Below are 12,311 nucleotides of genomic sequence, written 5' to 3'. Positions count from 1 at the left end.
TTAAATTTAGACATAGTAAAAGACCTAAAAGTGTCTCACTTTTAGGTCTCACTTCAGTTTGGTTATTAGCCAAACTCTTTTTATTGTTCATGATAATTATTTTGTTCAACTGGAAGTTCGTTGTAGCGTTTTTCACCATTAGTGAAACTGATTTGACCAGCCAAAAGGTTGGTCAAATCTTTTTTTGTTTGTTCTTGATCATCTATATCTAAAAAAATATGAATTTTGATATCTACACCGTATTCAGTATCAGCTATGAAGACTTTATTCGTCTTAAGGTAATGATCAACTTCATCAAACCGATTATAAGGCACGCTGAAAATAAGTTCTTGTTGCAGGACACGTTTAACCACGCCGATTTTTTCTACAGCGTTGGTTACGCTATTGGAATAAGCCCGAATTAAGCCACCTGCACCGAGCTTAATGCCACCGAAATATCTGGTTACAACGACAGTGATATTTTTTAAGTTCATTAATTGCAGCGCTTTTAATTCGGGGATGCCAGCTGTGCCTGAAGGTTCACCGTTATCACTTGCTTTTACTTGATCATCATTTAAACCGATAGTATAGGCAAATGTGTTGTGGGTAGCGTCACGATATTTCTTTGAAATTTCCTGGATGAATTCATTTGCTTCGTCTGTAGTAGTGGTTCGTGCCATGTTAGCAATAAATTTACTCTTCTTGATTACTAGTTCGGCAGCGCCATTTTCTTTAATAGTTAAAAAATTTTCTTCTTTTGACAAAAAAATCGCCTCTTTTTGCGTAATAGATAATAGAGGTGAAAAATATGGAAGATTTAACTCTATTATCGGGTCGTCAATGGATTATTAATCAAAAGGATTCTAGCACACTTGAAGATTGTAGCAAAGTTCCGGTAATTGAAAATGGGTTGTGCAACCGATGTGGCAGTAAAGTCGAATGTAAATTACCAAGTGGCAAATTATACTGCCGTGCTTGTATTGGTTTAGGAAGAGCAAATGAGGGAGATATTTTGGTTCGCTGTCAAAATGCGAGCCAATTTTCAAAGTTACCGAATGGTGGAATGACTTGGAATGGGCAGCTGACTACGTTGCAACAAAAAATTTCAGATAATTTAGTTTTAAATTTTAAACAAAAGAAAAGCAGCTTAGTTCATGCGGTAACTGGTGCAGGAAAGACCGAGATGCTGTTTCAGCTAATTGCGGAGTGCATGAAGAATGGAAAACGTGCATGTATTGCCACACCCAGAATCGACGTGGTTAATGAACTATTTCCACGATTTGAAGCAGCTTTTGCGGAAATTGAGATTGGCAAATATCACGGGCGAGAATACCAAGAACCAAATTTGGATCAATTGACAATTTGTACTACGCATCAGTTATTGAAATTTTATGAAGCTTTTGATTTGTTAGTGATTGATGAAGTAGACTCGTTTCCTTATGTGGGAAATGATCAATTGCATTTTGCAGCTAAAAATGCCGTAAAAAAAGATGGAGTGCGCGTGTATTTAACAGCCACGCCGACAGAAGACTTATTAGAAGAGGTTAAGCAGGGAAAAATTGAAATCTTAAAGCTCAATCGGAGATTTCATGGTGGACTTTTACCGGTACCAAGGGAGAAATTATTTATTAAGCCGTTTTTAAATAAAAAAGGACAAATTCACGCTAATTTGCTTGCCGAAGTAAAAAAGGTAGTAAAAAGCGAGCATCCCTTGTTAATTTTTGTACCTCGAATTGAACAAATTCCGATCTATTTGGCAGCTTTAAAAAAGAAGTTGAAAGATAATAACGTGAAAATCGTTGGAGTGCATGCACAAGATTCTCAAAGAATAGAAAAAGTTGCGGCTTTTAGAGAGCGAAAGTATGACATTCTTTTGACTACTACGATTTTGGAACGTGGAGTAACTTTTAAAAATGTTTGGGTAATTATTGTTGCAGCCGATGATCCTATTTATACTGCCGCAAGTTTAGTGCAAATTGCGGGACGAGTGGGTAGAGCGAAAGAAGACAAAACAGGTTTAGTGCTATATTGCTATCATCGTTACACTAAAAATATTCGCAGCAGTATCAAGCAAATTAAGGGGATGAATAAATGAGACAATGTCTATTATGTGAGCAAGAATTTATTCCTCCAATTAAATTTGCCCAAATTTTCTCATTAAAAAATTTTAGGCAGCCTAAGATTTGCTTTCATTGTTTGAATCAATTTGAAAAATTGACGGGAAATCGTTGCTCAGTATGTTCGAAAATGATGGAGCAAGGGATTATTTGTAGTGATTGTAAAAAGTGGCAAAAGATATATCAAGGCGAAGTTTTGCATAATTCTGCATTATATCGGTATAATTCTGCTTTTCATGATTTGATGGTGGCGTATAAGCGAAGAGGAGATTATGTTTTACGGGAAGTATTGCAAGAATTAAGCTGGGACTATTTATCTAAAACGGAGTTTGATTATTATATTCCTGTGCCTACCTCACCTGGGCACCAGGTTAAGAGACAGTTCGATACAATTTCGGCTGTTTATGGAGATATTGTGTCCCTTACGCCGCTTTTAGCTAAAAAAGAAGGTAGTCATGCTCAAGGTGAGAAAAACAAAGAGGAGCGGCTAAAAACGCCCCAAAGCTTTTTTATTGATAAAACTATAAAAATAAAAGAAAATATACAGACAGGGAAAGTGTTGCTATTAGATGATATTTATACTACTGGACGGACGCTTTATCATGCACGAGATTGCTTAAAATCAAGGTTTCCAGGGATGCATATTGAAAGCTTTTCAATTTGTCGATAGATTTGTTATGAAACGCTTTCATTTTTTGGTATAATGTAAGTGTAAAGAAAAACCGCATAGCGGTGAAAGGAGAATCTTATATGTTAAAGTACAATGTTCGTGGAGAAAATATCGAAGTAACTGATGCTTTAAGAAGCTATGTTGAAAAACGTTTAAACAAGTTGGAAAAATATTTTGAATTGAATCAAGATGTGATCGCACACGTAAACTTGAGAGTATACCGTGACCGCTCTGCTAAAGTAGAAGTTACTATTCCTTTACCATACTTAGTTTTGAGAGCAGAAGAAACCACGGACGATATGTATCGTAGCATTGACTTCGTTTCAGAGAAACTTGAACGTCAAATTAGAAAGTACAAGACTCGTGTAAACAGAAAGAGTCGTGAAAAAGGTTTACAAGATTTCTTTGTGGAACAACCTCAAGAAGAAGAAAAGAAGCCTAGCGAATTTGATATCGTTCGTAACAAGCGTGTAAGCTTAAAGCCAATGGATCCAGAAGAAGCAATTTTACAAATGGACATGTTGGAACATGATTTCTTTGTATTTGAAGATGCTGAAACCAATGGTACTAGTGTTGTTTACCGCAGAAACGATGGTCGTTATGGTTTAATTGAAACTAACGAATAATTAAGGTAAAATATTTACTAGTGTCAAACCTCGCGTGAGATAAACGCGAGGTTTTTATTTGGAATATTTTAAATTTGTAAATAATCATGTTAAAATTAAACTGTATTTTTAGACTTTACGATATATAAGGACCGATTTAATGGTAAACATTTTAAAGAAACTATATAACGACGATAAAAGAGAACTTAAGAAATTTGAAAAAATCGCAGCTAAGGTAGAATCTCATGCAGATGAAATGAGCAAGCTATCTGATGAACAATTGCAAGCAAAGACGCCAGAATTTCGTGACCGGATTAAGAAGGGCGAAAGCTTAGATGATCTTTTGCCAGAAGCATTCGCAGTTGCTCGTGAAGGTGCTAAGCGTGTCTTAGGCCTTTACCCATTCCACGTACAAATCTTGGGTGGTATTGCACTTCACTATGGTAACATTGCCGAAATGATGACTGGTGAAGGTAAGACTTTGACAGCAACCATGCCTGTATACTTAAATGCGCTTGAAGGCAAGGGTGTACACGTTGTTACTGTTAACGAATACCTTTCAAGTCGTGACGAAGAGGAAATGGGTCAACTTTACAAGTGGCTTGGTTTAACTGTTGGCTTGAACTTGAACTCAATGTCACCAGATGAAAAGCGTGCAGCTTACAACTGTGATGTTACTTACTCAACTAACTCAGAACTTGGCTTTGACTATTTGCGTGACAACATGGTTGTTTATAAGGAACAAATGGTTCAACGTCCATTGAACTATGCAATCATCGACGAAGTTGACTCCATCTTAATTGATGAGGCTAGAACTCCATTGATCATTTCTGGTGAAGCTGAACAAGCAAACAGCGACTACATCCGTGCTGACCGTTTTGTAAAGACTTTGACTGAAGATAAGAGCGATGATGACGCCGACGATGATGAAGATCACGGCGATTACAAGATTGACTGGCCAACTAAGACCATTTCTCTTACTAGAACTGGGATTGAAAAGGCATGTAAGCACTTTGGTTTAAGAAACTTATATGATGTTGAAAACCAAAAGTTGGTTCACCACATCGATCAAGCTCTTCGTGCTAACTACATCATGCTTAAGGATATCGATTATGTTGTTCAAGACGGCGAAGTTTTAATCGTTGACTCATTCACTGGTCGTGTAATGGAAGGACGTCGTTACTCAGACGGTTTACACCAAGCAATTGAAGCTAAGGAAGGCGTTAAGATTCAAGAAGAATCAAAGACGCAAGCTACAATTACTTACCAGAATTTCTTCAGAATGTACAAGAAGTTATCTGGTATGACTGGTACTGCTAAGACTGAAGAAGAAGAATTTCGTGAAATTTACAATATGCAGGTAATCACAATTCCAACTAACCGTCCAATTGCCAGAAAAGATATGCCTGATATTTTGTACCCAACTTTGGATTCAAAATTCCATGCTGTAGTTGAAGAAATTAAGAAGCGCCATGCTAAAGGTCAACCTGTGCTAGTTGGTACTGTAGCCATCGAAAGTTCAGAAAGATTGAGTAATTTGCTTGATGAAGCAGGTATTCCACATGCTGTTTTGAACGCTAAGAATCACGCAAAAGAAGCTCAAATTATTATGAATGCCGGTCAACGTGGAGCTGTTACTATCGCTACTAACATGGCTGGTCGTGGTACTGATATTAAGCTTGGGCCTGGTGTTAAGGAACTTGGTGGTTTAGCCGTAATTGGTACTGAACGTCACGAATCACGTCGTATTGATAACCAGCTTCGTGGTCGTTCTGGTCGTCAGGGTGACCCAGGTTACACTCGTTTCTACTTATCACTTGAAGATGACTTGATGAAGCGTTTCGGTGGAGACCGTGTTAAAGACTTCTTGGATCGTTTATCAGACAATGATGATGATAAGGTAATTGAAAGTCGTTTAATCACTCGCCAAGTTGAATCAGCTCAAAAGCGTGTTGAAGGTAATAACTACGATACTCGTAAGCAAACTTTGCAATACGATGATGTTATGCGTATTCAGCGTGAAATTATTTACGGTGAAAGAATGCAAGTAATTGATGCTGATAAATCATTAAAGAATGTTTTAGTTCCGATGATTCACCGTACAATTGATAGTCAAGTTGATATGTTTACTCAAGGCGATAGAAGCGAATGGCGTCTTGATTCATTGCGTGACTTTATTTCTTCAAGTTTAACTTCTGAACAAGTTACAGATTCAATTGACTTTAAGACTATTAGTGTCGAGGACTTAAAGAATAAGTTATACGACATTGTGGAAAAGAACTTTGAAGATAAGGAAAAGGCATTAGGCGATCCTAGTCAAATGCTTGAATTCGAAAAAGTTGTTATCTTACGTGTTGTTGATGATCGCTGGACTGATCACATTGATGCAATGGATCAATTGCGTCAATCAATTGGACTTCGTGGTTATGGACAACTTAATCCACTTGTTGAATATCAAGATTCTGGTTACAGAATGTTTGAAGAAATGATTTCAAATATTGAATTTGATGTAACTCGTTTGTTCATGAAGGCTGAAATTAGACAAAATCTTAGTCGTTAATAAAGAAAGAGGGGGAGTTAACAGCTTCCCTTTTTTTGCAATTATTAGTAAAGGGAATTGAGTTTAAATGGAAATTAGTGAAATTCAAAGTGTGCTAGACGAATTAAAGAAACGACTAGATCACTTTAGGGGGTCTCTTTGACTTAGATGCAATTGATGAAAGCATCGAAATAAATGAAGCAAAGATGGCTGAACCGGATTTTTGGAATGATCAAGAGAAAGCGCAAAAATTAATTAGTGACAATAATCTGTTAAAAGAAAAACGTGATTCGTTTTTGAAATTGCAACAGGGCTATGAAGATGAAACCACTGCGCTTGAACTTTTGCGTGAAGAACCAGATCCAGATTTGCATCAAGAAGTAGAAACTGATTTAAAAAATCTGCAAGAAGCGTTTCATAATTATGAATTAGACTTATTGTTATCAGGTAAATACGATAGTCATAATGCACTCCTTGAAATCCACCCAGGTGCCGGTGGTACTGAAGCGATGGATTGGGGTCAAATGCTTTTCCGGATGTATCAAAGATATTGTGATGCAGCAGGTTTTAAGTTTGAGATTAATGATTATGAACCTGGTGAAGAAGCTGGACTTAAGAGCGTAAGCGTTAGAATAAGCGGCAAAAATGCTTATGGGATGCTCAAATCAGAAAATGGAGTTCACCGATTGGTTAGAATATCACCTTTTGATGCGGCCAAAAGACGGCACACTTCTTTTGCTTCAGTAGAAGTGATTCCTGAAATAGATGACAGTATTCAAATTGATATTGATCCTAAAGATTTACGAGTTGATGTTTATCGTTCTAGTGGTGCTGGTGGACAGCACATTAACAAAACTTCTAGTGCGGTAAGAATTACTCACTTGCCTACAGGCATTGTGACTACTTCTCAGGCTCAGCGTTCGCAGCTTCAAAACCGTGAAACTGCAATGAATGAATTGAGAGCAAAGCTTTTTCACTTAGAAGAGGAGAAGAAGCGGAAGCAAAAGCAGGCTTTAAAAGGTGATCAAAAAGAAATCGGTTGGGGATCTCAAATTAGATCTTACGTTTTCCATCCATATAACTTGGTTAAAGATTTACGCACAGGATATGAAACTGCAGATGTTAATGGCGTAATGGATGGAAAACTGCAGCCATTTATTTATTCATATTTGCAATGGCTTCTTAGTCAAGAAAATCCGGAGTAAATGAAAGATGAGTTTTTTAGGCATTGTAACGTTAGTTTTAATAGCGTTAATCATATTAAGTTTATTATTTGTCTTTTTTAAAGCGTTTATTCTATTGTTGCCAGTCGCTTTAATTGCAATCGCAATTATTTGGTTGATTGGGTTTACGGGAAGAAAAAATAAGAATAATATGCCAAGTAGTGGTAATTACTATGATTGGTTTAAAAATGTTAATTCCACTCAGTCACAATCCCGTCCCCGCAAACAAGCTAAAAATGTGACTACAAAAGATATCGATAAATAGTTGGGAGGTAAAAAACTATGGCCGATGCAGTAAAATTAAGCAAATTAATTGAAGACAATAAAAGTATTCTTGAGGTGTATCAAGGACATGAATATATTAAAGATGATGAAATATATGTTTCTGATATTTATCGTCCAGGATTGGAGTTAACGGGATACTTTGATTTTTATCCTGCACAACGTATTCAATTATTGGGTCGTACTGAAATCTCATATGCTGCTAGATTAGACCACGATATTAGAATGCATGTATTTAATAAAATGGCTACTATGGCTACACCATGCTTTTTGATATCACGTTCTTTACCTGTGCCTAAAGAATTAGCGGAAGCCGCAGAAGAAGCTCAGATTCCAATTTTGCGGACTGGAGAATCAACCACCTATATTTCAAGTATTTTGACTGAATATTTACGTGCGCGTTTAGCTAAAAGAACCAGTATTCACGGAGTTTTGGTTGAAATTAAAGGTATGGGTGTCCTGCTAACCGGCGCTTCTGGTGTTGGTAAATCTGAAACGGCTTTAGGTTTGGTTCAAAGAGGCCACCGTTTGATTGCGGATGACCGAGTAGATGCCTTCCAAAAAGATCACAACACTGTTGTAGGTGAAGCTCCGAAGATTTTGCGTCATTTGATGGAAATCAGAGGTATCGGGATCATTGATGTAATGAACTTATTTGGTGCCGGTGCTGTTAAGAGCAGAACTGAGATTCAATTGGTAATTAACTTGGTTAACTGGGATCCTAAGGCTAACTATGATCGTTTAGGCTTTGAAGAAAATACACGTACGCTTTGCAACGTCCCTATTCCACAGGTTAATATTCCAGTTAAGGTCGGGCGTAACATTGAAAGTATTATTGAAGTAGCTGCGATGAACTTTAGAGCTAAGCAAATGGGTTACGATGCTGCACAAACTTTTGATAATAATTTGACCAGTTTAATTTCAGAACATTCAAAAGAGGATACGAACAAGGAGCCACATCATAATGATTAATATGGTAATTAATCCAGTTGCATTTCAATTAGGAAATTTAAGCGTAAAATGGTACGGTATTATTATGGCCGTAGCAATCGTACTTGCTGCGTGGATGTCCATTGAGGAAGGAAAGAAAAGAAAAATAATCAGTGATGATTTTATTGATTTACTCTTATGGGCCGTGCCATTAGGCTATGTAGGTGCTAGAATATATTACGTAATTTTTGAATGGGGTTATTATTCTCAACATCCAGATCAAATTATTGCTATTTGGCACGGTGGAATTGCCATCTATGGCGGATTAATTGCAGGATTAATAGTACTCTTGATTTTTTGTTACAAAAGAATGTTGCCACCTTTTTTGATGCTAGATATTATTACACCTGGTATAATGGCCGCTCAAATTTTAGGTCGGTGGGGTAATTTTGTAAATCAAGAGGCTCATGGTGGTCCAACTACCCTTCATTTTTTACAAAGTCTTCATTTGCCTGAGTTTATTATTCAGCAGATGAAAATAGGTGGGACATATTATCAACCTACTTTTCTTTATGAGTCTTTTTTTAACTTGATAGGATTAATTTTAATTCTGGCTCTGCGTCATCGAAAACATGTCTTTAAACAAGGAGAAGTTTTCATGACTTATCTTCTTTGGTATAGTGTAGTAAGATTCTTTGTTGAGGGTCTGAGAACGGATAGTTTGTATGCTTTTGGAATGATTCGTGTATCGCAGGCACTGAGCTTAGTTTTATTTATTGCAACAATTATTTTATGGATTTATCGTCGTAAAGTAGTTAAACCAAAGTGGTATTTGCAAGGCAGTGGGTTAAAATATCCATATACAAGAGATTAGTTTAGATAAAAATTTCAATATAGAAAGTTTGAGAGAAAAAATGACAAAGATTTCAGTTTTAGGTAATGGTTCATGGGGTTCAGTTTTAGGTTCAATGTTAGCCGATAACGGAAACGATGTGACTCTTTACGGTAACATTGATAGTGTTAACGAAGAAATTAATAAAACTCATACCAATAGTCACTACATGAAAGATTGGAAATTAAATGAAACTACTAAGGCTACTGGAGACCTTGAAGAAGCACTTGATGGTGCAGAATTAGTTTTATTTGTTTTACCAACTAAGGCAGTAAGAATTGTTGCTAAGAATGTACGTAAGGTATTGGACAAGACAGGTGCTAAGCCACTTTTAGTTACTGCAACTAAAGGTATTGAACCAGGTACTAAGAAGCTTATTTCAGAAATCTTGACTGAAGAAGTTTATCCAAATGATGAAGATAAGATCGTAGCTATTTCAGGTCCAAGTCATGCTGAAAATGTAGCTCAAAAAGATTTAACTGCTATTGCATGTGCTTCAACTGATGAAGAAAATGCTAAGAAAGTTCAAAAGATTTTCTCAAATGATTATGTTCGTTTCTACACAAATGATGATTTAGTTGGTGTAGAAGTTGGTGGTGCCGTTAAGAACGTTATCGCCATTGCAGCTGGTATTTTAGTAGGACAAGGCTACGGCGATGATGCTAAGGCAGCACTTATGACTAGAGGTTTAGCTGAAATTACTCGTTTAGGTGTTAACTACTTTGGTGCTAAGCCAATGACTTTTAGTGGTTTATCAGGTATTGGTGACTTGATCGTAACTTGTACTTCAGTTAACTCACGTAACTGGCGTGCCGGTAAACAAATCGGTGAAGGCAAGAGCTTAGATTACGTTCTTGAAAACATGGGTCAAGTTGTAGAAGGTGCAACTACTGTTAAAGCCGTTCATGAACTTAGCGAAGAAAAGAACATCGATATGCCAATTTGTGAAGCTATTTACCGTGTTCTTTACGAAAACACTGATGTAGCTGAAGAAATTAAGCAAATGATGGGCAGAGATCCTAAGCCAGAAATTCGCCTTTAATTTTTAATAAAATAAGGATAAAAAGACATGTTCAGATGAGCATGTCTTTTATTGTTAATAATATAGATCAGAAAAGACAGAGTCATTCCAGCCAAAAATGGAATAAAAAAATGACTTTTTAGTAGTTAAAGCGTTAAATTAATAAAGCAGAAGTTTTATAATTGTTACTAGATAATAAAAAGTTAAAGACAGCTTTAAAATCCGATACGTATTTATTTTGATGAATAGAGGAAAATATGAAAGCAAAAGAAGTTTTTGAAGAATGGCAAAATGCTAATAATTTACCTGATTATTTAAAGGATCAATTAGATACTTTAGGTAAAGATGAAAAATGGATTGAAGATGCCTTTGGTCAAGATATCAATTTTGGGACTGCCGGAATGAGAGGTCGTCTTGAACCCGGAACTAATAGAATCAATCTTTTTACAGTTGGCAGAGTTACTGAAGGCTTAGCAAGATTGATTGATGAAAATGGTGAAGAAGCTAAAAAGCGCGGTGTAGCTATCTCATTTGATTCAAGATATCACTCAAGAGAATTTGCGGAACATGCAGCACGTATTTTAGGTGCACACGGGATTCACGTATATTTGTTTGATGATTTAAGACCAACACCTGAACTTTCATATGCTGTTCGTCATTTGCATACTTTTGCAGGTATTAATATCACTGCTTCTCACAATGCTAAGCAATATAATGGTTACAAGGTTTATGGTGAAGATGGTGCACAAATGGCACCAGAAAACGCAGATCGTTTATTTGCATATGCTCAAAAAGTAACTGACATTTTTAGTGTAAAGGCAGCACCTGTCCAAGAATTACGGGCAAATGGTACTTTGCAATTAATCGGTGAAGATGTTGATGAAGACTATTTGAATGAATTAAAGCAAGTAACTGTTGATCCTGAAATGGTTAAAGCAAATGCTGATAAGTTAAAGATTATTTACACACCACTTCATGGTACAGGTAAGATGCTTTATGATCGTGCCTTTAGACAAGGTGGCTTTGACAATGTAATTCCAGTTCCTAGTCAATCAATCATTGACCCAGAATTTCCAACTACAATTAAGCCTAACCCGGAATATCGTGATGTCTTCAAGCCTGGATTTAAATTAGCTGATGAAGTTAATGCTAACGTAATCATTGCTACTGACCCAGATGCTGATAGAATGGGTGCAGCTGTTAGAAAATCTGATGGCGACTTCCAAGTTTTGACTGGTAACCAAATTGCTACTTTGATGGCTTACTACTTGCTTGTTCATATGAAAGAAAGTGGCAAGTTGACTAGCGATTATGAAATCGTTACTTCAGTTGTTTCAAGTGCTTTACCATTTAAGATTGCAAAAGATTTTGGCATTAAGACTAAACACGTTTTGACTGGCTTCAAGTATATCGGTGAAGAAGTTGACCGCATGAAGAAGGCTGGCGATGCTAAGTTCCTCATGGGCTTTGAAGAAAGTTATGGTTACTTATTCAAACCATTTGCTAGAGACAAGGATGCTATGCAAGGTGCATTGATGTTTGCCGAAGTTGCTAGTTACTATGCTTCTAAGGACATGACTGTTTTTGATGGCTTGCAAGAAATCTGGAAGAAGTACGGTGTAGCTTATGAAATTACCAAGGCTATCGAAATGCCAGGTATCGGCGGTCAAAAGAAGATGGCAGCCCTCATGAGCAAGTTGCGTGATGAACATTTAAGCGAAATCAATGGTGTCAAAGTTAACAAGATTCAAGACTTCTTGAAGAAAGAAACTATTGAAAATGGTAATGTTACACCACTTGAAGAATTCCCAGAATCAAACGTATTGAAGTACTTCTTAGATGATGAAACTTGGGTTGCTCTTCGTCCATCAGGTACTGAACCAGTTATCAAGGCTTATGTTGGTGTAAATAAGAAGGATATCGCAACTGCAGAGAAGGCTGCACAAGACTACCAAGCAGCTTTAGCTGAACTTCTTAAATAAAATGGGCATATTTCGTGCGAAAACACGTTCGTGGTAGTAAAATATAAATACTAATTAGAAAGTTGGACAAT

Annotated in this window: 11 protein-coding genes; 10 read left to right on the top strand and 1 reads right to left on the bottom strand. The window is 36.7% G+C overall.

Features of this window, described 5'->3' with window-relative positions; all coding sequences use genetic code 11:
* Positions 1 to 80: 80 nt before the first annotated feature.
* Positions 81 to 743 (bottom strand): YigZ family protein, encoded by a 663-nt coding sequence (locus FC37_RS04540; protein ID WP_056945512.1) that lies wholly within the window; start codon positions 741 to 743, stop codon positions 81 to 83.
* Positions 744 to 787: 44 nt separating this feature from the next.
* On the opposite strand from FC37_RS04540, the gene FC37_RS04535 reads away from it, so the two are divergent.
* From FC37_RS04535 to FC37_RS04490, 10 genes are all read left to right on the top strand, one after another.
* Positions 788 to 2,074, top strand: coding sequence for an ATP-dependent helicase ComFA (locus FC37_RS04535; RefSeq protein ID WP_025005162.1), 1,287 nt, complete (start codon positions 788 to 790; stop codon positions 2,072 to 2,074).
* Positions 2,071 to 2,766, top strand: a complete 696-nt coding sequence (locus tag FC37_RS04530; RefSeq protein ID WP_025005161.1) for a ComF family protein — start codon at positions 2,071 to 2,073, stop codon at positions 2,764 to 2,766. Before FC37_RS04535 ends, FC37_RS04530 begins: the two co-directional genes overlap by 4 nt.
* A gap of 80 nt (positions 2,767 to 2,846) precedes the next feature.
* The gene (gene hpf / locus FC37_RS04525; RefSeq protein ID WP_025005160.1) at positions 2,847 to 3,392 is read left to right on the top strand and encodes a ribosome hibernation-promoting factor, HPF/YfiA family; all 546 of its coding nucleotides are present in this window, start codon (positions 2,847 to 2,849) and stop codon (positions 3,390 to 3,392) included.
* Between the two features lie 139 nt (positions 3,393 to 3,531).
* Positions 3,532 to 5,931: a preprotein translocase subunit SecA gene (gene secA, locus FC37_RS04520; RefSeq protein ID WP_025005159.1), complete on the top strand. Its 2,400-nt coding sequence runs from the start codon at positions 3,532 to 3,534 to the stop codon at positions 5,929 to 5,931.
* 67 nt (positions 5,932 to 5,998) lie between these two features.
* Positions 5,999 to 7,115 (top strand): peptide chain release factor 2 gene (gene prfB / locus FC37_RS04515; RefSeq protein ID WP_164477382.1). Its coding sequence is split into 2 segments (ribosomal slippage): positions 5,999 to 6,070 and positions 6,072 to 7,115, totalling 1,116 coding nucleotides; the frame shifts between segments, so codons are not numbered across the junction.
* 7 nt (positions 7,116 to 7,122) lie between these two features.
* Positions 7,123 to 7,398 (top strand): hypothetical protein, encoded by a 276-nt coding sequence (locus FC37_RS04510; RefSeq protein ID WP_025005157.1) that lies wholly within the window; start codon positions 7,123 to 7,125, stop codon positions 7,396 to 7,398.
* 17 nt (positions 7,399 to 7,415) lie between these two features.
* A complete protein-coding gene (hprK, locus tag FC37_RS04505) occupies positions 7,416 to 8,387 on the top strand; it encodes an HPr(Ser) kinase/phosphatase (RefSeq protein ID WP_056945511.1) in 972 nt (323 codons plus the stop codon).
* Positions 8,380 to 9,219, top strand: coding sequence for a prolipoprotein diacylglyceryl transferase (gene lgt / locus FC37_RS04500; protein WP_025005156.1), 840 nt, complete (start codon positions 8,380 to 8,382; stop codon positions 9,217 to 9,219). Before hprK ends, lgt begins: the two co-directional genes overlap by 8 nt.
* 40 nt (positions 9,220 to 9,259) lie before the next feature.
* Positions 9,260 to 10,279 carry an NAD(P)H-dependent glycerol-3-phosphate dehydrogenase gene (locus tag FC37_RS04495; RefSeq protein WP_025005155.1) on the top strand — a complete coding sequence of 340 codons (1,020 nt, stop codon included), beginning with the start codon at positions 9,260 to 9,262 and terminating at the stop codon, positions 10,277 to 10,279.
* A gap of 236 nt (positions 10,280 to 10,515) precedes the next feature.
* Positions 10,516 to 12,240 carry a phospho-sugar mutase gene (locus FC37_RS04490; protein ID WP_056945510.1) on the top strand — a complete coding sequence of 575 codons (1,725 nt, stop codon included), beginning with the start codon at positions 10,516 to 10,518 and terminating at the stop codon, positions 12,238 to 12,240.
* Positions 12,241 to 12,311 lie beyond the last annotated feature (71 nt).

Source organism: Lactobacillus gallinarum DSM 10532 = JCM 2011, assembly GCF_001434975.1.
GTDB lineage: Bacteria > Bacillota > Bacilli > Lactobacillales > Lactobacillaceae > Lactobacillus > Lactobacillus gallinarum.
The sequence above is the reverse complement of the archived record's forward strand: the minus strand, read 5'-3'. Positions and strand labels throughout refer to the sequence as shown.